Below are 21,775 nucleotides of genomic sequence, written 5' to 3'. Positions count from 1 at the left end.
GATGAAAAAGAAAGACAACCGTAAGAATTTCTCTGATTTTGACAAATTCGACAGGAAACAAAAGAGACATTCCGGTTCGACGGAAAAAGGTTCAAAACATAAATTCTCCATTTATGATGAATTTGATGAGAATGATGAAGACAGTTACTACCCCACCACTATCGACGAAGATGAAGACGAATATTAATTAATTCTGTATTTTTTTTTAAAAAATCACCCTATTCCTGAATGTGTTGACATCAGGAATTTATTTGTTCGTAAAATGCCTCTATTCCGGGGTAATTGTATCGTGCTTTGGCAATACGTTCCGGGAATACAAAATACGATAAACTTGCTTTTGCGCATTCCTCACCGGCTGCATTAAAAAGCGATGCGTCGATTTTTGCGATCCGGCCTTCCTGTGATACGAGTTTTCCGCGAACAGTAATTTCGGCGTTTCCCATGGTCACGGGCTTCAGGTACTGAATGGACATATCGCTGGTTACACCGGTAGTTTTGAGTTTCAACATCACTACCCAACCGCCTATTTCATCCAGCAAAGTAGCCTGAATTCCACCATGCAAAACGCCGAGCCAGCCTTCGTATGTTTTATTCGGATTCCATTGGGTCACGATCTCGTCCTCGTCTTCCCAGAATTCGAGCTGAAGTCCGGCATTGTTGTAAGGCGAACAGGCGAAACAATTGTACACACCATGGTTTTGGGGATCTTTCCACGGGTTTCGTATTTTTCTCATTTCAACAAAAATTATCGGATTTACGATTTGCTGAGGCCAAAAGACCTCAAGAAAAAAGGCTGATTCGCATCAGCCTTTTTTTGTTATAGTATTCTAGTTTCCTCCCAATATTAAAGGCAGACCATCTTTTCCGCTGCCAATCACCACAACTTTTGAGTTAGGCGATTCTGCCAAATCCTGCGTGGCTTCAATTCCGCGCTGTTTTAATATTTTATCGGTTAAACTTTCATTAATAATCCGGTTATAATTGGCAATACCTTCGGCTTCAATCCGGCGGCGTTCAGCCTCAGATTCTTCCCTTTTTAAACGGAATTCGTAAGCCAGTGCTTCCTGTTCCTGCTGCAGTTTACTTTCAATTGCGTTTTTAATCTGTGTTGGCAGATTAATCGAACGAATCAAAAGCGCTTTCATATCAATAAAATTCTCACTCAAAGTTGCACGGGTTTCCGAAATAATCGATTGTTCCACTTCAGCTCTTTTGGTAGAGTATATCTCTTCGGCAGTATAACGACCGGCCACCTGGCGAACCGAAGATCGCACTTCGGGAATCACCAGTACATTGATGAAATTCTCCCCGAATTTTTCGTGCAAAAAACCAATTTTATCGTAATGCGGATTAAAACGAACAGTTACGTCCATACTGATCGAAAGCCCGTTTTTATCCAGAACATCCATGGTTTCTTCGCGTTGCTGCTCACGCACATTATAAATTTTCATGTCGTTCCATGGAGCAATTACATGAAAACCTTCGGTGTAAATATTCTCTTTGTCAAGACCGCTGGTATAAGGTCGGAAAATCACTCCCCGTTCGCCGGGGTCAATAATCATAAACATTCTTCCGCCAAACAACAGAATAACAATCAAAGCAATAACGACAATAATTACATAGGATGATTTAAAATTAAAATTCATTCTTTTCTTTTTATGGTTGTTTCACAAATGTACAAGTTTTCGCGGCATCCCTGCGTTCCATTATGTTTTATTTAGGAACCTAAAATGCAAACATTGTGTTATATTTGATGGTATCCAAAACTGTTCCGACATGCAAAAAATAATCTTCTCCATCCTGCTTGTATTGTTTACGCTGGGTTCCTATTCCCAAACTTTTTTTGATCAGAATTTCGATAAAAACAAACGCTATGTGCTTCTTTGCGACCCAACCATTTCCCGAATTCAAACCATCCGTTACCTGACTGAAAATAAGATCTTCAAAATTCCGCGGAACGTTGAATTTGTTGGGGTTTATTTTGAAGAACAGCACTACGATTTTGCAAAAACCAAACAATACCTCGAAGAAAATCAGCTTAACAACTTTCACCTGCAGGCTGTGAAAGGCGATTTGAAGGCTGAAAACCTCTACGAAAAAAACGAAATTAGCGGACAGTTAAAAAAGGTTTTTGACCACTCTGTGGGTGTCATCTTTTTTGGCGGCCCCGATATCCCGCCGGGCATTTACGGAGAAGAAAACACACTTTCTGTCGTTACCGATCCCGAGCGGCATTATTACGAAACCACTTTTCTCTTTCAACTTCTGGGTGGCTATCAAAATGAAAACTTCCGGCCATTTCTGACAGAAAGACCCGACTACCTGGTCACCGGATTTTGTCTGGGCATGCAAACCATGAATGTGGCTACCGGAGGCACATTGGTACAGGATATACCGGCCGAACTCTACCGGGCCGAAACACCGGAACAGAAGGTAAAAGTTTCGCGTGAAAACCTGCACCGAAATTACTGGCAGGAACTACATGACGATTCGCTGCTGATGGGAATCAACCTGCACCCCATTCAATTTACAGAGAACGATTTTTTTGGTAAAGCGGTAAAAGTTAAGAAAAATGAAAAGCCCAAAATCTTGAGTGCCCATCACCAGGCAGCAGAGAAAATTGGCAAAAACATGGAAGTAACCGCTCTGTCCGAAGATGGTAAGATTGTAGAAGGAATTGTACACAAGGTTTATCCGAATGTTTTTGCCGTCCAGTTCCATCCTGAAGTTGCAGCGCTTTATGAAGACCGGGAGGCCTTAAAGTTTTCACCGGCCGACGAAGCCCAAACCTACCCCGCGATTATAGGGAAAGAGGGCCTCCGTTTTCACAAGGCCTACTGGAAACATATTTCGAAAGCGCTGAAACAAGTGAAACAATAAAAGATATTTTGGTTTTGATTTCTTAACATTCGCCCCCTATTTTACTGCATTCCGGTTTACGTCTGTGGCTTTTCCTAATTTTGCCCGCAAATTGTAAAATCATATGTCAGGAATCACACTTGAAAGTTTAATCGAAGAAGGCGTTCAATCCGGTAAGCGAAGAACCCGGCTGGCTGTTGCCCTGGTTTATTTTAGCATGGGCCTGGCGTTTGCCTCCTGGGCAAGCCGCATCCCCGACATTAAAACCGCACTCAACTTAAGCGACGGTGCCTTTGGTAGTATTCTTTTTGCACTGCCTGTCGGACAATTTCTGATGATGCCCTTTTCAGGTAAACTCGTTACCCGTTTTGGAAGCAACAATGTACTAAAAGTGGGATTACCGCTTTATACGCTGGCACTAACCAGCATTGGATTTGTAAATACCGGCTGGCAACTTGCAGTGGTTCTTTTTCTGTTTGGAGTTACCGGTAACATGTGTAATATTTCGGTTAACACACAGGGAGTTGCTGCCGAACGGCTTTACGGACGCCCCATTATGGCTTCGTTCCACGGAGGCTGGAGCCTGGCAGGTTTTACAGGCGCATTGATCGGTTTTCTGATGATCAACCTGAAAGTTCAACCGGTTTGGCATTTTGTTACGATTATTTTAGTGGTTTGGGCGATTGTCAGAATCAATTACCCCCATCTGGTTAGAATGGATGCCGATCCTAAAAAACATGAGCCTCGCCGGAAATTCTTTATGAAACCAGATAGTATTTTACTCCAACTCGGTATTATCGGGTTCTTTAGCATGGCCAGCGAAGGAGCCATGTTCGACTGGAGCGGTGTATATTTCAAAGATGTGGTGAAAGCTCCGGAATCGCTGGTCATACTGGGCTATACCTCGTTTATGATTATGATGGCTACCGGACGTTTCCTGGCAGACTTCCTGATCTCGAAAATTGGCAGAAAACTCCTGATGCAAATTTGCGGGGTAATGATCTCCGCCGGTCTTTTCACCTCGGTGATTTTCCCCTACCTCATCCCCAGTACCATTGCCTTTATGATGGTTGGTCTGGGAGTTTCAAGCATCGTACCTACGGTGTACAGCACTGCCGGGAAACACGAAAAAATTCCTCCTGGAATTGCATTAGCCACCGTTTCCAGTGTCAGTTTTCTGGGATTCCTGATGGGGCCTCCACTTATTGGTTTTATCGCTGAAGCCTTTGGTTTGCGCTATTCGTATGCCGTTATTGGAATCTTCGGAATCGGAATTACACTGTTGGTTGCCAGAGTAAAAGCGTTACAGCACAGTTAAAGACTGAGGGACTGAGGGATTGAATGATTGAAGGATTGAAGGACTGAAGGATTGAATGAGATTGAGTTGGATTGCAGAAGATTGATGAGATTGATGGACTGGTGAATCAAGCATCGAGTAACGAGCATCGAGTATCAAGTATCAAGTATCGAGTATCAAGTATCGAGTATCAAGTATCGAGTATCAAGCTACCCCCTCCGTCATTCCGGCGTCAAAGTCGCCTGAATTCCTCGTCCCCCTAAAATGGGGACAAACGGAGCAAGCTACAAGTATTCAGCTGCAAGCACATCAAGAATCCAGGATCAAGTATCGAGCATCGAGTATCGAGCATCGAGTAACGAGCATCGAGTAACGAGTATCAAGTATCCGGAATCAAGGTTCGAGTATCCGGAATCTGAACTTTGAACCCGAAACATAACACTGATGTTTAAACTTCCAACTTCTTTACTAATTTTGCGCCCGATTTAAAAGAGCTGATAATGACATTTCTGGAAGAAATAAAACGCCGACGTACCTTTGGAATTGTAAGTCACCCCGATGCCGGGAAAACAACGCTAACCGAAAAACTATTGTTGTTTGGAGGTGCGATCCGTGTAGCAGGTGCAGTAAAAAACAATAAAATCAAAAAAGCAGCGACCTCCGACTTTATGGAGATCGAACGCCAGCGTGGTATTTCGGTGGCTACTTCGGTAATGGGTTTTGAGTACAATGGCTACAAAGTCAATATCCTCGACACTCCCGGTCACCAGGACTTCCAGGAAGACACTTTTCGCACGCTTACTGCCGTCGACAGCGTTATTATTGTAATTGACGCAGCCAAAGGTGTGGAGCCGCAAACCGAAAAACTGATGAATGTTTGCCGGATGCGCAAAACACCCGTTATTGTTTTTGTCAACAAAATGGACCGCCCGGCACAAGATCCGTTCTCGCTGATGGACGAGGTGGAAAATCAGTTAAAAATCAAGGTTCGCCCTTTAAGCTGGCCCATCAACAATGGACCTGATTTCAAAGGAGTTTACAACATTTTCAACCGCAGCCTCAAGTTATTCAATCCCGATATCCAGGAAATCCAGGAACGTATCAAATTTGAAGATGTTTCTGATCCGCAACTCGAAGATTACATCGGTGACGACGCCGGGGTTTTACGGGAAGAGCTGGAACTGGTGGAAGGTATTTATCCCGAATTCCAACAGCAAGAATACCTGGCCGGCGATCTTGCTCCGGTATTTTTTGGTAGTGCCTTGTACAACTTTGGCGTACAGGAGCTCCTCGACAGTTTCCTGCAAATTGCGCCGGTTCCGCAACCCAGCACCACCGAAGAAAGGGTGATCGATCCGAAAGAAGAAGCTTTTACCGGCTTTGTGTTTAAGATCCATGCCAATATTGACCCGAACCACCGGAGCCGTATTGCCTTTGTGAAAATCTGCTCCGGTCGATTTGAACGAAACAAAATATACAAGAATGTCAGGCTCGGAAAGACCTTCCGGATTTCGAGTCCAACGGCTTTTATGGCCTCTCAAAAAGAAACCATCGATGAAGCTTTCCCTGGCGATATCATCGGGGTACCCGACACCGGAAACCTCATCATCGGCGACACACTGACCGAGGGCGAAGAAATCCATTTCAAAGGCTTGCCGAGTTTCTCTCCCGAGTTGTTCCGTTATGTGGAAAATGCCGATCCGATGAAATCGAAACAATTGGGCAAAGGAGTGGACCAGCTGATGGACGAAGGTGTTGCCCAGCTTTTCACCAGTACGTTTAACGGCAGAAAGATAATCGGCACTGTAGGCCAGCTTCAGTTCGAGGTCATCCAGTATCGTTTGGAACATGAATACAACGCCAAATGTCGCTTCGAACCGCTGCAGATGTACAAAGCCTGCTGGATTCAAAGCGATGATCCGAAAGTGTTGACTGAGTTCAAAAAACGTAAATACCAGAAAATGGCCAAGGACAAACTGGGGCGCGACGTATTTATGGCCGATTCGTCCTTTATTTTGCAAATGGCGCAGGACGAATTCAAAAACATACGCTTTCATTTTACATCGGAATTTTGAAGTAAGATTTTATAACTTTACTTCATGGATACCAATTTTTACGACAGCAACCTTTTTACCTATGTCCTGCTTCCGGGACTGATTTTTCTATCGCGTATTGCAGACGTTACCATCGGCACCATTCGTATCGTAATGGTTTCGAAAGGACATAAACTCTGGGCGCCTATTCTTGGTTTTTTTGAGATACTGATCTGGCTGATCGCCATCTCAAAAATCTTTGAAAACCTCGACAACTGGATGTGTTACGTTGCCTATGCACTTGGCTTTGCTACCGGAAATTACGTGGGTCTGAACCTGGAAGAACGACTCGCTGTAGGTATTGTGAAAATACAGATCATTACCCGGAAAGAAGCCTCCAGACTGATCGAAAATCTGCGGGAAGCCGGTTATGGCGTCACCTACCACAATGCACAAGGCGCCAACGAAAAAGTAAGCATTATTCACAGCATTATAAAACGTGTGGAAATAAAGAAAGTGGAAAATATTATCAAAACCACGAATCCCAAAGCCTTCTATTCGATCGAAGACATCAAGTTTGTAAACGAAGGCGTTTTCCCGATGGTAAAAACCAAACTCCGCTGGAGAAAAGGAAAATAATCCTTCATCCCACCGCCTTTAATGATTTGTAATCCCTGGATTTTACTGGTATATCCAGTTCATGTCCAAAAGTGTCAGGTCGGTCACCGACAAACCGGTTCCTTGCGACTGGCTCCCGGCACAATTGCCCAATAAAACCTGATTGTCATCCAGAAAATGAATGGCGGTATAACAGTACCACCCGTCGGGATCAGACACAATGTTTTTTATGTGCTCCCAGGTATTTCCCTCGTCTTTCGAAATGGCTGTGCTCAACGGTGTTCTTTTTCCCCTGATATCGGGATCAGCGCCATCGTTAAAGTTCCAAACCATCAACCAGTCGCCCGTCTCGGGAATCTTTTCGATGGTAGCCGGCGACAACGGAGAACAAATATTGCTGAACTGAATCGGCCCCCAGGTTTCTCCCCGGTCCGACGAATACGACAAGCGCTGAAATCCTCCCGAAGCCCGAATGTACATCATAACACGTCCATCGTTCATTTCAATCAGCCCGGGCTCCTGTGTTATCACATCGGTATCATTGGGCACCTGCGCACCCGATTTCCAGGTTTTGCCATTGTCATCCGAATAATAACTGAATAAATCGCCCTGGTTTTTCCACTCGCCTCCCGGAAAACTGTGGCGTGCAACAGCCATCAGCAAACGTCCGTCCTTAAGCTGGATCACACGGTCGTTGTTCAAAACAAAATATCCTTCTTTATCTGTAATACACGTGATGGCTTCGCTCCATGTTTTTGCTTCATCGGTTGAAATGCGCAACATCGGAATACAGTCTTCGGTCGAGTTTTTGCGAAGGTAGAACATCGCAATTTCACCGTTTTGCAAACGCAGTAGTGAAACCGACATTACATTCATGCCCCCTTCATTCTCAAGAATCACTTCATCTTCCGTTGTCCATGTTTTTCCATTATCCGACGAAGTGCGGCCGGCTAAGTAGGCCGGAGCATGATCGCTCGTAGATTCGCCCTTGTAGCGGCTGTAAACAAACAGTATCCGCCCGTCTTTCAGGGTGATAAAATCGCCCTCACTGTTACGGGGATTATCTTCGGAAGGCGATAATTTCAATACGGTTTGCGGCGCCTTTATTTCTTTTTTTTCAGGCGTTTTATTCGAACAGGCGGTAGAAAATACCATCACACTTAGCGCCAAAGCGACCCAAAACGTGTAGCGACTATTTGTCGATAGATTTAGTTTTTGCATTTCAATAACTGTTAAACGAATGAATGGATTCCTGCTAAAGATGCATCCGGTCAAAGGTATGAAATTTAGGGTGGAATGTTTTGGCAAGACAGCATAACATGGCTAGACTTAGCTCCAAACTCTTGCCGTGTTATGCAGAATACTAAAGTTTTGATTATACAGAAAACGGAATTCACTTTCGTAAATCCCGTTTTCTGTATAATCGGTTTTTATCTTTTACAAATCAGCGTTTAGTGCCGGATAGCGTTTAATCAGCGCCTCCAGTTCTGCTACCACTTCCTTTTTCTTTTCACCAAAAAGAGTTTGGTAATAGTCGATTCCATCCAGAATATTTTTCCTGAATTTTTCGAGGTTGCGTTTCTCCTTCACATCTTCCGTATTTCCGAGGAAGGCATCCACTCTTTCCTTAAAAATATCGAGGTACATGCTTAGCTCCTTGACAAACATGTTCGGGCGCGGCATTTTACTCAGAATATTTATTCTTCCGTAAATGTGGTCCACCATTTCTTTTAGTGTCGATACCTTGTCGAAATAAGCCAGGTTGGGTCCCGGACAAATCGTTACTTTCTCGGTTGCGGCCACTTTCAGGTCTTTCGACAGCAAAGCCGAAATCCCCAATCCGATACACAAACACTCGCGTTCAATAATTTTATCGTAGGCTTTCCGGTACTCTTCCGCGCTTAAGTTTTTCTCTTTCAGTTCCTGCAGCTTTTGGGTTTGGTACTGGCGCGAAGCTGTACAAATGGGCTTTTCGGTAAATTCGGTATTGAATTTTAAAAAGCCTTTGGTACATGGAGTTCCTGCTTTCCCTTCGGCGGCAAGTGCCAGCCTTCTCACACTCATTGAAGCGCCTTTAATGCTGTTAAACGGCACTCCCAGCGGCGACAACCCGCTAAAGTAATAATCTTCTTCTCTGCCTTTGGCCAAAAGATCCATTGTTTCGGTGTCGATACTCACGGCCTCGGGCACCAGCAGAAATGGCGATCCCCACCCCACGCTGTCCATGTTGTAATAATCGAGCAGTAACTGATGCTCTTCGTTGGTCCCCACTCCACCCTGGGCCGTCACTTTCATCCCGGGCGTTGCGGCTGGTTGCGGCAACGATTTCTTTTCAAGCGCCTGGCTGTATGCTTCCACACAAGTTTGGTAGAGCTGATCGCGGTTTTGCCTGAATTCTTCCAGGATGGGCCCCAGTAAAACTCCCTGTGTAGGGAACGCATGTCCGCCACAATTTACTCCCGACTCAATCCTGTATTCCGAAATCCACAATCCTTTGGCGGCAAGCATTTTTCCCTGCACCAGTGCAGAACGGAAATCGCTCACTTTCAGAATTATTTTCTTCTTGATATGTCCCTCAGCGTCCGGAAAGAAATCCTCAAAGTTTTCGATGTAACTGTACAACCGCGGACTCATTCCGGCAGAAAGTACCAGCGACGAGCTCAACTTACTGTTGGCAAATCCCCGTAAAGCAGCATGTGCATCGTTGTACTCGATGGGCAAATCTTCACCATCTTTCTGCTGCGCCTGATCCAGCTTGGTCATAATATTTACATCGATCGATCCCAGCGGCAATTTCTCGTGTACCCAACGGCTAAACTCTTCCACCGCTTTTTTACCTTTCTCGCCAATATTCATCTTTTGCTTCAGCGACGAGGTATCCGGGAGCAACTCCAGGTATTTTTCCAGTTCTCCACCGGCATGTGTTACGGTTTGTTTTAACGCATCGAATTTCTTCGTAACAATATCTTCCACCATATTGAGGTAAGAAGTAATTCGTTTGGCCCGAAAATCGTCGACCTTTTGAGTTATTGCCTTAAATGGAATATCAAATTTATCGCAATAAAATTCGCGCATCTTTTCCATCAAGGTGTCGTCTACCAGCGAAATCACCGAAGAAATACCGTAAGGCGCAACATTGATGGGTGTGTCCAGGGAATACCCCACTCCCAAAACGGGAATATGGAATGAATGTCCTTCAAAAATCTTCATATAAAACTGCATAAAAAAAGGAACGGATTGTTATTCTCGTTCCAGGTTGTCGTTACAATAATTGCGCATAAAGAAAGCAAGTAATTACGAGGCAACCTGCAACTATTAGTGCATCCTTTCGTTTTACCGGCTTATTTATAATGGGTCTTCCGTACATCGTCCATTCATCGAATTAATCTGTCAAATGTTCGATAAATGACCAGTCGGTCAATTAATCCTCGTTGTACTTGTATTTGTAATTTTTTGCTTTTAATTTTCACTGAACGTTCAATCATAAACCATTCAAAAGATGCCACGAAGTCCGGAACAATTTGACGATATCCGAAAACAGAAGAAACAATTGATCATGGACACGGCGCTGGAGTTATTTGCCGAAAACGGTTTTCATGCGACATCCATCAGCCAGATTGCGGCAAAAGCTAAAATTTCGAAAGGACTCACTTATAATTATTTTGAAAGCAAAGAAGGTATTTTGGACGAAATCATGGATCAGGGATTTAACGAGATCTATGACAATCTGGATATGAACCACGACGGTGTTTTAAGCGAAGATGAGTTTAAATACTTTATCCGGCAGAATTTCCGGCTGGTCAGGGAAAACCTGCATTACTGGAAACTTTTTTTCTCACTTCTGCTTCAGCCCAAAGTATCGGCGACATTCGCTTCGAAGTACGAGGAAAAAGCAGGTCCTGTTTTTCATATGTTTTACCAGTTTATTGTTTCTTCCGGCAGTAAAGATCCGGAGAAAGACCTGATGGCAGTGTCTGCCATGATTGAAGGAGCTTTCATGTACCTCGTTGCAGCACCGGGGGTTTTCCCGATTGAAAAAATGGAAGAGGCCGTTATTGACAACTGTATAAAAATCATTAAAGGATAATCAACATGAAAAATTTCAAAGCAATAAATATCAAACTGATTTTCATTTTTTGCCTTTCGGCAATAAGCGCATTTACCGCCTTTTCGCAGGAGATAAACATCGAAAATATTGTAAGAAAAGCAGATGAAAAATTCAGGGGTACCTCAAGCATTGGAGAACTGACCATGATCATTGAGCGGCCTACCTGGTCGCGCACCGTTTCGATGAAGAACTGGACCCTTGGGAACGATTATTCGCTGATATACATAACAGCTCCTGCCAAAGAAAAAGGACAGGTTTTTCTGAAGCGTGACAAGGAAATGTGGAACTGGGTACCCAACATCGAGCGGATGATCAAGATTCCGCCTTCGATGATGATGCAGTCGTGGATGGGTTCCGACTTTACCAACGACGACCTGGTGAAAGAATCGTCGATGGCCGACGATTACAATCAGAAATTACAGGGAGAGGAGAAAATCGATAATTATGAATGCTATAAAATCCAGCTCATCCCCCACGATGATGCGCCTGTGGTTTGGGGTAAAGTAATCATGTGGATCTCGAAAGAAGAGTTGCACTGGCTGAAGGCTGAGTTCTACGACGAAGACGGGTATCTCGTTAACACCGAAATTCTGAGCGATATCAAAAAGATGGACGATCGTGTGATGCCCACCCGACTGGAAATGATTCCGGCCGATGAAGAAGGAAACAAAACGATTTTAATCTTCAATAAGATTGACTTTGATGTAAAAATCGATGAAAGTTTTTCTCGCAACAGAATATGAAAAGGATACGATAAGGACTGAAGGATTGAAGGACTGAAGGACTGAAGGCTTGAGTTCAAAAAAATGGCTAACTCTAAAAGAAAAATACTATGATTGAAAATGACAACATCCGATTCAGAGAAGAAATGAAGGCCCGCCTGAAAAAGTTTGTTATTGATCTTATCAGGTTCTGCCAGAGATTACCGCATACACAGGAAGCCAATATCTTTAAAAATCAACTATTAAGATCAGGAAGTTCTGTTTATGCCAATTACAGGGCTGCCTGTAGAGCACGATCTAAAGCTGAATTTTTCAGTAAATTGAGTATCGTTGTTGAAGAGGCCGATGAAACAGAAATGTGGCTCGACCTTTTAATCGATTCTAAAATAAGCGATACAACAGAAGCCAAGCATTTGCATCAGGAAAGTCTTGAAATACTCAGGATAATGGCATCAGCCAGAAAAAACACAAAATTCTAGAAACATGAAATTCATTCAAAATAAACCATTCAATCGTTCAATCCATCAGTCCTTCAATCCATCAACAAATCAATCCTTCAATCCATCAACAAATCAGTCCTTGATATGAGTACCAACATCAAACTGGCCTGGCGCAATCTTTGGAGAAACCGACGGCGAACAATCATCGCAATTTCGTCCATCGTTTTTAGTGTACTGCTGGCATCGTGGATGCGATCGATGCAGGAGGGATCATATGACAGTATGATTGAAAATTCGGTTAAGTTTTATTCCGGTTATTTGCAGGTACAGGACACGGCCTTCTGGAACGAACGAATACTCGACAACAGCTTTGCAGCAAGTGATGAATTAAAGGAATCGATCAGTAAAATTCCTGACGTAACGCTTGTGGTCAATCGAATAGAGTCTTTTGCGCTGGCTGCCAATCACCTGAAAAGTAAACCGGCGATGGTTATGGGAATTGAGCCCGAAGCGGAAGACCAGATTACCAAGATCGCTCAAAAAGTTAAAAAAGGCAGTTTCCTGAAAACCGGGGACAAAGGAGTTATTTTGGGCGAAGGACTGGCCAAATATCTTGGATTGGATGTAGGCGACACACTGGTAATGATCAGCCAGGGGTATCACGGTATGAGCGCCAGCGGATTATTTGTGATTGAAGGCTTGCTTTCTCATCCCAACCAGGAATTTAACAACCGCATGGTGTACCTGGATATTGATGCGGCGCGGGATTTTTATTCCATGCAGGGAATGTCGACAGCACTGGTAGTGATGGCGCGTAATCACTACGAAGTAAAACACATCAAAAATGCCATCGAAAATATGCTTCCGGCTGATAACCGTATTATGACCTGGACCGAAATGCAACCCGACCTGGAACAATTGATTGAAAGTGACCGGGGAAGCGGTAAAATCATGCTGGGGATTCTGTATATGGTGATTGCCTTTGGAATGTTCAGCGTAGTACTGATGATGGTAAAAGAACGCGCACGCGAATTTGGTGTGGTTCATGCCGTGGGGATGCAAAAAAGTAAATTATCGGTAGTTGTGTTTTTCGAAACCTTCTTTATCGGATTGATCGGTTGCAGCGTTGGATTGCTCATCAGTTTCCTGTTCTGTCTCTATTTTTATTTCAATCCGATTCCAATGACGGGAAAGATGGCAAAAGCCTACGAAATTTACGGCATGGAACCTTTTCTTTACTTTTCATTGAAAGCCTCGCTCTTTTACAGCCAAATGATACTGGTTTTCCTGCTCAGTGTATTTATTTCCATCTTCCCGATGTACAACATTCAACGGTTGAAGATTACAAAAGCCATGCGAAATTGAATCAGTTAACAGCGAGCAGTCGCAGTGCACAGTTAAGAGGTAACGAAATGAGAAATAAAAATAGCAGTAAGCAAAAATTGGCATTACAAGTTGCGGAAAATACTTCCGACTTCAGTCTTCCAACTTCAATCAAATTTTTAATGTTATGATCTTATCAATAGCCTAGAGAAATGTATGGAGAAAGAAGGTGCGCAGCATTATTATGATTGTTGCCATTGCATTGGGATTGATCGCCGGTGTTTTTGCGACGGCTTTTATGCTGGGTGCGGTCGATTCCAGAATTGAATCGGCTACCCGAACTGAACTGGCACATCTGCAGGTACATGCTTCCCATTTTTTGGATAATAACGAAACCGGATTAATCATCAACAAGGCAAGTGAGTTAACACAGAAAATCAACCAGCTCGATGAAGTAGATGCTGTTAGCTACCGGTTGATTGCAGAACCCTTTATTATGGCAGCTCACGGAACAGGAGGCGGTAAAATGCTGGGGATAATTCCCGAAGAGGAAAAGCAGGTAACCAATATCTCTCAAAAACTGGTCGACGGTACTTATCTCGAAAAAACCAGCCGGATGCCACCGGTGCTGATTGGTGAAAAACTGGCCAAGAAACTAAAGTTAAAAGTCGGTTCAAAGCTGAATGTTCAAATGGTGGATATGAACGGCGACCTTTCGTCGAAAGGCTATCGGGTCAGTGGAATCTACCGCACGGTAAATACGGGTTTCGACGAGACCAACCTTTTTGTATTGTACGATGATCTGAAAAAGCAATTGGGACTGCAGGGCGATGTGGCACACGAAATAGCCATGATTTGCAACGATGCTGAAATGGTGGACGAAGTAAAAACAAAGGTACAGCAACTGGCCGGAAACGACGATGTTAAAACTTGGAAGGAACTCAGTCCGGAAATGTCGATCCTAACCGAGTCGATGGACCAGTACATGTACATATTTATCCTGATCATTTTGCTGGGGCTCTGTTTTGGCATCATCAATACCATGCTGATGGCGGTGCTCGAACGCACCAAGGAGATAGGAATGTTAATGGCGGTTGGAATGAACAAGCGTAAAATTTTTGGAATGATCATGCTTGAATCCGTTATGCTGACATTAACCGGCGGATTACTCGGAGTTTTTATTGGATCACTTATTACAAAGTATTTTGAGACGCGTCCAATAGATGTTTCGGCGTTTTCCGAAGGACTGGAAAAATACGGATACGCTACAAAAGTTTACACGTCCCTTCAGCCTGACACCTTAATCATCATTACCATTCTGGTCATCATTACCGGAATAATTTCGGCTGTTTACCCTGCGCGAAAAGCATTAAAACTCAATCCTGCAGAAGCAACGAGAAGTGAATAAGAAATGCACGAATGCTTAAATGCATAAATGCTGTAATAATAGAAATCGTTTATCAAAAATTTTAATCATGAACCCAAAAGACATTTTTGTTGAAGAAATGAAGAAGCGCACAAAAAAATTTGGTGTGGATGTGATTCTATTTTGTGATTCGTTTAGGCAAAGCAAGGCAACTTCTGTAATTACTTACCAGCTTATCAAATCGGCAACTTCAACGGGAGCTAATTATCGTGCGGCATGTCGTGGTCGATCACGAGCTGAGTTTTTCAGCAAAATAAGTATTGTTGTGGAAGAGGCAGATGAATCCTTATTCTGGCTTGAGGTAATAAACGACTCCAAACTTTCGGAAAATAAAACAGAACTCAAACGCCTCACCAATGAGTGTACTGAAATTTTGAAAATCGTTACGAAATCAAAAGATACGACTTACAAAAATATTAACCATTAATGCATTTCTGCATTTTAGCATTCCCGCATTATTATGAAAATCATAGAAATAAAAAACCTGCACAAAATTTACAACAGCGATTCGGTAGCTGTGCACGCCGTAAACGGAATCGATGTTTCGTTTGAAGAAGGAGAATTCACCGCGATCGTTGGCCCGTCAGGTTCAGGAAAAACCACTTTGCTGAATATTATTGGCGGACTGGATGACGCCACCGAAGGCAGTGTTGAAATTGAAGGAATAAAAATAAATGAACTTTCGGCACGCAGACTAACCGATTTCCGGATGAAAAACATTGGCTTTGTTTTTCAGGCTTATAACCTTATTCCTGTGCTTACGGCTAAGGAAAACGTCGAGTTCATCATGCATTTGCAGGGAACCAGTAAAGCCGATCGCGAAGCCAGGACTACCGAACTTTTAAAAGCAGTAGGATTGGGAGAAATGATGGATCGAAGGCCTTCAAAACTTTCAGGCGGACAACAACAACGGGTAGCAGTAGCGCGTGCACTGGCATCGAAACCCAAATTTGTTTTGGCCGATGAGCCAACCGCCAACCTGGATTCACATTCCACTGAAAATCTTCTTGATATTATGGAGCAACTTAATAAAGAAGAAAAAATTACGTTTATTTTTTCGACACACGATCAACGCGTGGTAAACAAAGCACGCCGCGTAATTACGATCGAAGATGGGAAAATAATAAGCGACATTTCAAAATGAAACGAATTCTGGGACTCATATTATTTTTATTGATTTCTCTTTGGGCACCAGCCGAAAACGGTAGAAATCCGGCGCTAAATACCGCCGAAAAAGTAAATTATCTAACTCCGTTGGAGAAAGAAGTTATATACGAAATCAACCTGTTTCGCTCCAATCCGGCCCGGTATGCCAAGCTTTATATTGAGCCCCTCGCCAAATATTACGACAAAAAGATTCTTCACTATCCAGGAGATCAACCTATACAAACAAAAGAAGGAGTCAGGGCGCTAAATGAATGTGTCAAAGAACTGGAGAAAGCCACGCCGCAACCAATTCTATATCCCAACAAAGGCCTTTCGCAGGCTGCCCGGAAACATCAGAAAGATCAGCAGAAAACCGGAAGAACCGGCCATACCGGCAGCGACGGTTCAAACATGCGGCAACGGGTCGAAAAATATGGCAAGTGGCAGGTGCGAATCGGCGAAAACATTGCCTATGGAAATTCGAGCGCCCGGCAAATTGTGATTTTTCTTCTGATCGATGATGGAATAAAAGACCGCGGTCACAGGGTCACCCTTCTCCACCCCGCTTTTAAAATAGTTGGAGTGGCTTGCGGCTCGCACCCGGTTTACGAAACCATGTGTGTAATGGATTTCGCCGGAGGAATGGCAGACTAGAATTTAGGAATGCACACAAAGTAGTTAGTAATGAATAATAAAGGGGAAAAATATAGACTCGGGAATAAGAAACAAAGATCCCTTTCCGGATTCCATCTGCTGATTTCCAACTTTCCTGTCCGTATTCTTCTTTCTATTCTTTCACTGATTGTAATTTCGGTTATCGACTCAAATGCCCAATCCAAAATCGATTTTAACGGATACATCAAAGAGCTGAGTATGTATTACAAGCCGGTCGATCCGATCCAGGTTTCGGAAACCAAAACTCTGGACAACCTAATCCTCAACCAGTTTCACAACCGGCTAAATTTCAAGTGGTATGCCAGTTCAAACTTCACATTTGCGCTGGAAGCAAGAAACCGACTGTTTTTTGGTCAAATGATTAAGGACTTTCCGGAATACAAAGACATGATTGAGGCAGATAACGGACTACTGGATTTGGGAGCTGCATGGGCATCGGGAAACGGATGGTTATTACATTCGGTGATCGACCGTGCTTGGGTTGATTATACCAGCGGGAAACTCCAGCTTCGGTTGGGTCGTCAGCGAATAAACTGGGGCACCAACCTGGTCTGGAATCCCAACGATGTGTTCAATACTTTTTCCTATTTTGATTTCGACTACGAAGAACGCCCCGGAACCGACGGCATTCGGATGCAGTATTACACCAGCGAAACCTCATCAGCAGAGTTAGTATATAAAATCGGGCAAAACTCAGATGAAGCAGCTGTTGCAGGAATGTATCGTTTTTCAAAGCTCAATTACGACATTCAGTTTCTGGGAGGTTGGGTTGGCCCCGACTATGTGCTGGGTGGTGGCTGGTCGGGCGATATAAAAGGCGGCGGCTTTCGGGGTGAAGCGACCTGGTTTAAGCCCCGCAACAATGATAACTCGGAAAATTTCGAAAGTTTTGTTGCCTCAGTTTCGGGCGATTATACCTTCCGAAACAGTTTATACTTACATGCCGCCGTACTTTTTAACAGTCATGGGACAACCGGAGATGCAGGAGGCCGCAGTTTTTTTGCCACCAATATTTCTGCAAAAATGCTTTCGTTTGGCCGTTACAACCTGTTTGCCCAAACCTCTTATCCAATTACGCCGCTGTTCTCCGGAACCATCGCAGGTATGCTTAATCCCTGCGATGGTTCTTCCTATATCGGTCCATCGCTGACCTATTCCATAGGAAACAACTGGGAAGTGATGTTAAACGGCCAACTTTTCTTCGGCCGCGAAGGCACCGAATACGGAGATTACGGGCAGGCAGTCTTTGCACGAATTAAATGGTCATTTTAATGCACAAAAGTGATTATCGAATCCATTTATTATTTATTTTTGGGCGTTCATAAAAAGCGAGTGTGTCCGTCAACGGATGGACAAGACTCAGTGGTAGTCCCGAGTGTTCGGGATCTCAAGCTGAGGGTCGCAAAACTAAAAATAAGCGGGAGTAGCTCAGTGGTAGAGCATCAGCTTCCCAAGCTGAGGGTCGCGGGTTCGATCCCCGTTTCCCGCTCACTGAGAATAAAGGAGTTAGATAAAAATCTGGCTCCTTTTGTTTTTAGTGGGTACAACAATTAGCTAAATACATTGAAAAATAATATGCCCCTCAGATGTCGCAGATTTCCCAAAAATTTCATTCTCCTTTATCAATTCGATCAAAGCGACTAACGAAGTACCTTAAAATCTTTCCCTTGCTATCATTTTGTATTCCTCTGAAAAGTAGAATAATCCATTATTCTCATCAGTCGCCATTTATTCTGAAGACTTCCTATAAAAGAATTATTAGCAAAAAAGCAACTGAACCTTTATCTTTGTTGATAACACAAAACATAAATACAAAACGAACATGAAAAAGATTTTTTTGACACTTTTCGCATTTTCAGCCCTTTTATTGGGCTGCAACGACGAAAACGGATCTGGTACCCTTAAAGTATCATTGACCGACGCACCGGGAGACTATGAGGCAGTATTAATCGACCTTCAAGGTTTAAAAATAAATGCTTCGAACGACACTTCCGACATCAGTGGCTGGAAGGATTTAGCGCTTGATACTATGGGACAAATTGACCTCCTTACCTTAGTGGGCGATAGTTCTATTCTACTGACCGAAGATGAAATCCCGGTTGGAAGGATCAACCAGATGCGAATGATTTTGGGCTCAAACAATCAAATTGTTTTAGCAGGAGATACTTTGGATTTGGAAACTCCATCCGCACAACAATCCGGATTAAAGTTTAATATTCATGCTGATATTGCAGAAGGCGAAACCTTTGAAATGACACTCGACTTTGATGCAGAAAAATCAGTAGTCAATAAAGGAAATGGAAGCTATTCATTAAAACCAGTAATTACTGTTATCACTGAATAGTTTCAACATAATTCTTATCAATTACCGAATAGATAAAAGGGGCTGTCCAAAAAGTAAATGTCACGCAAAGCGCGCCAAGATTTACTCAAAAGCACGCAAATAGAGAAGCTGATTATGAGTAATCTGCGACCTTTGCGCTTCTTTTGTGTCTTTGCGTGAACCTGATTTTACTGACTTCTTGGACAGCCTCTTTCTTTATCGTTTTTCCAATGGAGTTTCTTTCCTCATTTATAAATTCAAAAAAAACTTCGCTCTTCCCACTAAAACAAATAGCCGAGACAAAAAGGGCTTAACCTATTGTTAAACCCTATTCCAAAAAGTAATTTCGTTACCGTTTCCCTTTTTTCAGGGTAATGGTCCCTTCCCAATGATGATGGGAATTGGAATCCTCGCTGCTGTTGTAATCATTGGTCATGCCACCACCCGAAGCATCTTCAAATCTTCCGGTTCCTCCTATAATTTCAAACGGATCTCTCCAATACGAAACTACATAATCGGGATGGTCTTCCAGTCGGCCGGGAAATACCGTTCCGCTTAACGTCACAAACAGAGTATCGCCATTTGCTGCAACAATGTAGGCGTACGCATCGCCATAATCGCCATGATCCAATTGACCTTCGGGTGTAAAATAGGGTGTTACGCAAAAATCGAAATGTACCATCGACTGTCCAACGTGAGTGCCCGTGCCGACTCCATCGACAAAAACATTAATGTCGCATTTGTCGGTAGGAATTCCAAACGGACCATACACATAGGTACCAACATAATCCACAATAAACGGAACAGTCACCATTTTAATGTCATCCGATTTATCAGCACCCAAATTCCCGCTCTTTAAGCGAGCATCAACAACATCATCTGATACAGAAGTGCATGAAACACATACTCCCATGCCCAACACCAAGAGAAAAAGTCTGCATAAGTTTTTCATAATTTTGAATTTAGATGAAACAAAAACTCATGTTTATCACAAACTAACCGGACAAATGAGAAGTATGCTTTTGGATTTATCAACTACTGATGAATTCAGTATTTATGTATTGTAAGCTACAGTTTTTTGCACTTAGAAGCAATTTAAATAAAATCAAAGTAAACACTTATGCAACTGATTATCTGTACATTATGTTGAAAAATCACCCGATCATCGAAAAATGATGACGTGGATTCGAATCTCGAATTGGTTTTTATTCGTTAACTTGTTTAAAGAATACGCCAGTTTGATGTAACACAACAAAACTGAGTTTGGCCATGTCAGGAGTAATTATCAACGGCAACGAACCTCTCTACACGCTGAGTATTGCATCGAAACTTTCGCAAACTGCTCAGCATTCCATCCGTCAATACATCGACCGGGGATTGATTATCCCCCATAAAAAAGAGTCGAGGCGGCATTTGTTTTCGGATTCCGATATATTGAGATTGGTCTGGATAAGAAAATGTCTGGAAGAAGATGGGTTAAATTTTGCGGGAATAAAAGCAAAATTGGCGCTTATTCCCTGCTGGACGATTAATAACTGTTCTCTTCAATCAAGAAAAAACTGCGACGCTTACTATTCCTCGAATCTCCCCTGCTGGGAAGCCTCTGAAAAAGGAGCAGAATGCAGAAACAAAGACTGCCGTGAATGTGAAGTTTACCTGTCGATTACAGCTGACCTGGAAATGAAAACCTTATTAAAGAAATATCTGCCTTAACAAAGATACACCCCTCTTTATACTATGCTTGCAGAAGGATGGATTTCTGAAAAATTTTCACCCTGAAGTTTCTTATACATCTACCATCGAACTTTTTACATGTTCGCATACTTCATCAACTTCCTTCACAAAATCATCGTAATTCAGTTGCATTCCGTTTACATAAGCGCTCCAACCGGCACTCGATTTGACATAATGCACAGCTTCCTCAATTTCTTCCGCTGTGGCTCCGTTTAATTTTGCCATTTCGGTGTAAAAATAGGCACAATACCAACACTTGGTAGCCGCTGAAATGGCTACTCCAATTAATTCCCGATATTTGTTCGGAATTGCTCCTCCTGCAAGATGAACACTTTTAAACACGTTCCATTCCAAATCAATTGTTGCTTCCGGTACACGTTTAAACATCGACGGAACCTGTCCAAACATCTGTTCAATTTCATTAAATACAGCTTCTCTACTCATTGTGATACCGGCGTAAAATGTTTACTTTTGAGTTTTAGATCAATGAAATACAGACTTTTCGTATTATAAAAACAAACTATCCCATCAACATTGCGTAGAAGCCTAAAAATCAACAATCTTCAATCATGAAAAATTTAACCGCCCTGTTTTTTCTTCTCCTTTTACTGGATTCATGTTCAACCACTGGAAAATTAGCCAACGAAGCCATTCATCATGCCATAGTCGGACAAAATGAAAAGATCATTTACAACCGACTGGGAAAGCCCGCCAGAACAGAAACTTCATCTGAAGGGGAGAAAATACTGGTGTACGAATTCCAGAGTAAAGGTATGTACACAACGCCCAATAAATCGAATTTAACAGTAGATTACTCGGGTGATATGGGCAATTCTGCTCCGCACCTTAACTGGCAATACTCAAGGGCAAATACACAAACCAACTCTACTGAATACACGATTTATCAAAAGGATATATCTGTTTTACAGGTATTTTTAAACAAAGAAGGAAATTGTACCCGCATTCAACACAATCTCACCAAAGATCAGCTGGAGTATTTTTACGGGAGTTTTAGCAAATATATACCCAAAGACTAAGCAGACTTTTTCAATAGACAAATGCCGGATTAAC

Annotated in this window: 23 protein-coding genes and 1 tRNA gene; 18 read left to right on the top strand and 6 right to left on the bottom strand. The window is 42.9% G+C overall.

Going from position 1 to position 21,775, the window contains the following annotated elements:
* Position 1: 1 nt before the first annotated feature.
* Positions 2–187, top strand: a complete 186-nt coding sequence (locus MR764_RS08765; protein WP_247979037.1) for a hypothetical protein — start codon at positions 2–4, stop codon at positions 185–187.
* A 52-nt stretch (positions 188–239) separates the two neighbouring features.
* On the opposite strand, the gene MR764_RS08760 is transcribed toward MR764_RS08765, so the two are convergent.
* Together MR764_RS08760 and MR764_RS08755 are read right to left on the bottom strand one after the other, a co-directional pair.
* Positions 240–734, bottom strand: a complete 495-nt coding sequence (locus MR764_RS08760; protein WP_247979036.1) for a PaaI family thioesterase — start codon at positions 732–734, stop codon at positions 240–242.
* Positions 735–827: 93 nt separating this feature from the next.
* The gene (locus tag MR764_RS08755; protein ID WP_247979035.1) at positions 828–1,646 is read right to left on the bottom strand and encodes a prohibitin family protein; all 819 of its coding nucleotides are present in this window, start codon (positions 1,644–1,646) and stop codon (positions 828–830) included.
* Positions 1,647–1,776: 130 nt separating this feature from the next.
* Here MR764_RS08755 and MR764_RS08750 point away from each other — a divergent pair, with 130 nt between their 5' ends.
* The 4 genes from MR764_RS08750 to MR764_RS08735 all read left to right on the top strand — a co-directional run bounded on the left by MR764_RS08750 (position 1,777) and on the right by MR764_RS08735 (position 6,828).
* Positions 1,777–2,880 carry a gamma-glutamyl-gamma-aminobutyrate hydrolase family protein gene (locus MR764_RS08750; protein ID WP_247979034.1) on the top strand — a complete coding sequence of 368 codons (1,104 nt, stop codon included), beginning with the start codon at positions 1,777–1,779 and terminating at the stop codon, positions 2,878–2,880.
* Positions 2,881–2,983: 103 nt separating this feature from the next.
* A complete protein-coding gene (locus tag MR764_RS08745) occupies positions 2,984–4,177 on the top strand; it encodes an MFS transporter (RefSeq protein WP_247979033.1) in 1,194 nt (397 codons plus the stop codon).
* Between the two features lie 479 nt (positions 4,178–4,656).
* Positions 4,657–6,231: a peptide chain release factor 3 gene (locus tag MR764_RS08740; protein WP_247979032.1), complete on the top strand. Its 1,575-nt coding sequence runs from the start codon at positions 4,657–4,659 to the stop codon at positions 6,229–6,231.
* A 24-nt stretch (positions 6,232–6,255) separates the two neighbouring features.
* Positions 6,256–6,828, top strand: coding sequence for a DUF2179 domain-containing protein (locus MR764_RS08735; RefSeq protein ID WP_247979031.1), 573 nt, complete (start codon positions 6,256–6,258; stop codon positions 6,826–6,828).
* 42 nt (positions 6,829–6,870) lie between these two features.
* Here MR764_RS08735 and MR764_RS08730 read toward each other — a convergent pair whose 3' ends face one another.
* Together MR764_RS08730 and MR764_RS08725 are read right to left on the bottom strand one after the other, a co-directional pair.
* Entirely contained in the window at positions 6,871–8,028 is a 1,158-nt protein-coding gene (locus MR764_RS08730) for a sialidase family protein (protein WP_247979030.1), read from the bottom strand.
* Between the two features lie 216 nt (positions 8,029–8,244).
* On the bottom strand, positions 8,245–10,017 hold the full coding sequence (locus MR764_RS08725; protein WP_247979029.1) for a hypothetical protein: 1,773 nt from the start codon (positions 10,015–10,017) through the stop codon (positions 8,245–8,247).
* Between the two features lie 289 nt (positions 10,018–10,306).
* Here MR764_RS08725 and MR764_RS08720 point away from each other — a divergent pair, with 289 nt between their 5' ends.
* From MR764_RS08720 to MR764_RS08670, 11 genes are all read left to right on the top strand, one after another.
* The gene (locus tag MR764_RS08720) at positions 10,307–10,894 is read left to right on the top strand and encodes a TetR/AcrR family transcriptional regulator (RefSeq protein ID WP_247979028.1); all 588 of its coding nucleotides are present in this window, start codon (positions 10,307–10,309) and stop codon (positions 10,892–10,894) included.
* 5 nt (positions 10,895–10,899) lie between these two features.
* Positions 10,900–11,658, top strand: a complete 759-nt coding sequence (locus MR764_RS08715) for an outer membrane lipoprotein-sorting protein (protein ID WP_247979027.1) — start codon at positions 10,900–10,902, stop codon at positions 11,656–11,658.
* An 89-nt stretch (positions 11,659–11,747) separates the two neighbouring features.
* Positions 11,748–12,116: a four helix bundle protein gene (locus MR764_RS08710; protein WP_247979026.1), complete on the top strand. Its 369-nt coding sequence runs from the start codon at positions 11,748–11,750 to the stop codon at positions 12,114–12,116.
* Positions 12,117–12,221: 105 nt separating this feature from the next.
* Positions 12,222–13,442 carry an FtsX-like permease family protein gene (locus tag MR764_RS08705; RefSeq protein WP_247979025.1) on the top strand — a complete coding sequence of 407 codons (1,221 nt, stop codon included), beginning with the start codon at positions 12,222–12,224 and terminating at the stop codon, positions 13,440–13,442.
* Between the two features lie 187 nt (positions 13,443–13,629).
* Complete coding sequence (locus MR764_RS08700; RefSeq protein WP_247979024.1) at positions 13,630–14,808, top strand: FtsX-like permease family protein; 1,179 nt, start codon at positions 13,630–13,632, stop codon at positions 14,806–14,808.
* 67 nt (positions 14,809–14,875) lie between these two features.
* On the top strand, positions 14,876–15,253 hold the full coding sequence (locus tag MR764_RS08695) for a four helix bundle protein (RefSeq protein ID WP_247979023.1): 378 nt from the start codon (positions 14,876–14,878) through the stop codon (positions 15,251–15,253).
* A 33-nt stretch (positions 15,254–15,286) separates the two neighbouring features.
* A complete protein-coding gene (locus MR764_RS08690; protein ID WP_247979022.1) occupies positions 15,287–15,970 on the top strand; it encodes an ABC transporter ATP-binding protein in 684 nt (227 codons plus the stop codon).
* Positions 15,967–16,626, top strand: a complete 660-nt coding sequence (locus MR764_RS08685) for a CAP domain-containing protein (protein WP_247979021.1) — start codon at positions 15,967–15,969, stop codon at positions 16,624–16,626. The genes MR764_RS08690 and MR764_RS08685 overlap by 4 nt, the downstream gene beginning before the upstream one ends.
* Before the next feature lie 30 nt (positions 16,627–16,656).
* Positions 16,657–17,919, top strand: coding sequence for a hypothetical protein (locus MR764_RS08680; protein ID WP_247979020.1), 1,263 nt, complete (start codon positions 16,657–16,659; stop codon positions 17,917–17,919).
* Positions 17,920–18,064: 145 nt separating this feature from the next.
* A tRNA-Gly gene (locus MR764_RS08675) sits at positions 18,065–18,136 on the top strand.
* A gap of 333 nt (positions 18,137–18,469) precedes the next feature.
* A complete protein-coding gene (locus tag MR764_RS08670) occupies positions 18,470–18,991 on the top strand; it encodes a DUF4382 domain-containing protein (protein WP_247979019.1) in 522 nt (173 codons plus the stop codon).
* A 328-nt stretch (positions 18,992–19,319) separates the two neighbouring features.
* Here the strand turns inward: MR764_RS08670 and MR764_RS08665 are convergent, their stop codons facing one another.
* Positions 19,320–19,922 (bottom strand): hypothetical protein, encoded by a 603-nt coding sequence (locus tag MR764_RS08665; RefSeq protein WP_247979018.1) that lies wholly within the window; start codon positions 19,920–19,922, stop codon positions 19,320–19,322.
* Positions 19,923–20,239: 317 nt separating this feature from the next.
* Here MR764_RS08665 and MR764_RS08660 point away from each other — a divergent pair, with 317 nt between their 5' ends.
* Positions 20,240–20,683 (top strand): MerR family transcriptional regulator, encoded by a 444-nt coding sequence (locus MR764_RS08660; RefSeq protein ID WP_247979017.1) that lies wholly within the window; start codon positions 20,240–20,242, stop codon positions 20,681–20,683.
* 72 nt (positions 20,684–20,755) lie between these two features.
* Here MR764_RS08660 and MR764_RS08655 read toward each other — a convergent pair whose 3' ends face one another.
* A complete protein-coding gene (locus tag MR764_RS08655) occupies positions 20,756–21,148 on the bottom strand; it encodes a carboxymuconolactone decarboxylase family protein (protein WP_247979016.1) in 393 nt (130 codons plus the stop codon).
* A 125-nt stretch (positions 21,149–21,273) separates the two neighbouring features.
* Here MR764_RS08655 and MR764_RS08650 point away from each other — a divergent pair, with 125 nt between their 5' ends.
* Positions 21,274–21,741, top strand: a complete 468-nt coding sequence (locus tag MR764_RS08650) for a hypothetical protein (protein WP_247979015.1) — start codon at positions 21,274–21,276, stop codon at positions 21,739–21,741.
* The last annotated feature ends 34 nt before the right edge of the window (positions 21,742–21,775 follow it).

Source organism: Maribellus sp. YY47 (assembly GCF_023111095.1).
Taxonomy (GTDB): domain Bacteria; phylum Bacteroidota; class Bacteroidia; order Bacteroidales; family Prolixibacteraceae; genus Draconibacterium.
The sequence above is the reverse complement of the archived record's forward strand: the minus strand, read 5'-3'. Positions and strand labels throughout refer to the sequence as shown.

Excerpts from the sequence above, each read along its gene's own strand:
- MR764_RS08765 (WP_247979037.1), top strand. The coding sequence starts at position 2 with ATGAAAAAGAAAGACAACCGTAAGAATTTCTCTGATTTTGACAAATTC.
- MR764_RS08760 (WP_247979036.1), bottom strand. The coding sequence starts at position 734 with ATGAGAAAAATACGAAACCCGTGGAAAGATCCCCAAAACCATGGTGTG.
- MR764_RS08755 (WP_247979035.1), bottom strand. The coding sequence starts at position 1,646 with ATGAATTTTAATTTTAAATCATCCTATGTAATTATTGTCGTTATTGCT.
- MR764_RS08750 (WP_247979034.1), top strand. The coding sequence starts at position 1,777 with ATGCAAAAAATAATCTTCTCCATCCTGCTTGTATTGTTTACGCTGGGT.
- MR764_RS08745 (WP_247979033.1), top strand. The coding sequence starts at position 2,984 with ATGTCAGGAATCACACTTGAAAGTTTAATCGAAGAAGGCGTTCAATCC.
- MR764_RS08740 (WP_247979032.1), top strand. The coding sequence starts at position 4,657 with ATGACATTTCTGGAAGAAATAAAACGCCGACGTACCTTTGGAATTGTA.
- MR764_RS08735 (WP_247979031.1), top strand. The coding sequence starts at position 6,256 with ATGGATACCAATTTTTACGACAGCAACCTTTTTACCTATGTCCTGCTT.
- MR764_RS08730 (WP_247979030.1), bottom strand. The coding sequence starts at position 8,028 with ATGCAAAAACTAAATCTATCGACAAATAGTCGCTACACGTTTTGGGTC.
- MR764_RS08725 (WP_247979029.1), bottom strand. The coding sequence starts at position 10,017 with ATGAAGATTTTTGAAGGACATTCATTCCATATTCCCGTTTTGGGAGTG.
- MR764_RS08720 (WP_247979028.1), top strand. The coding sequence starts at position 10,307 with ATGCCACGAAGTCCGGAACAATTTGACGATATCCGAAAACAGAAGAAA.
- MR764_RS08715 (WP_247979027.1), top strand. The coding sequence starts at position 10,900 with ATGAAAAATTTCAAAGCAATAAATATCAAACTGATTTTCATTTTTTGC.
- MR764_RS08710 (WP_247979026.1), top strand. The coding sequence starts at position 11,748 with ATGATTGAAAATGACAACATCCGATTCAGAGAAGAAATGAAGGCCCGC.
- MR764_RS08705 (WP_247979025.1), top strand. The coding sequence starts at position 12,222 with ATGAGTACCAACATCAAACTGGCCTGGCGCAATCTTTGGAGAAACCGA.
- MR764_RS08695 (WP_247979023.1), top strand. The coding sequence starts at position 14,876 with ATGAACCCAAAAGACATTTTTGTTGAAGAAATGAAGAAGCGCACAAAA.
- MR764_RS08690 (WP_247979022.1), top strand. The coding sequence starts at position 15,287 with ATGAAAATCATAGAAATAAAAAACCTGCACAAAATTTACAACAGCGAT.
- MR764_RS08685 (WP_247979021.1), top strand. The coding sequence starts at position 15,967 with ATGAAACGAATTCTGGGACTCATATTATTTTTATTGATTTCTCTTTGG.
- MR764_RS08680 (WP_247979020.1), top strand. The coding sequence starts at position 16,657 with ATGAATAATAAAGGGGAAAAATATAGACTCGGGAATAAGAAACAAAGA.
- MR764_RS08670 (WP_247979019.1), top strand. The coding sequence starts at position 18,470 with ATGAAAAAGATTTTTTTGACACTTTTCGCATTTTCAGCCCTTTTATTG.
- MR764_RS08665 (WP_247979018.1), bottom strand. The coding sequence starts at position 19,922 with ATGAAAAACTTATGCAGACTTTTTCTCTTGGTGTTGGGCATGGGAGTA.
- MR764_RS08660 (WP_247979017.1), top strand. The coding sequence starts at position 20,240 with ATGTCAGGAGTAATTATCAACGGCAACGAACCTCTCTACACGCTGAGT.
- MR764_RS08655 (WP_247979016.1), bottom strand. The coding sequence starts at position 21,148 with ATGAGTAGAGAAGCTGTATTTAATGAAATTGAACAGATGTTTGGACAG.
- MR764_RS08650 (WP_247979015.1), top strand. The coding sequence starts at position 21,274 with ATGAAAAATTTAACCGCCCTGTTTTTTCTTCTCCTTTTACTGGATTCA.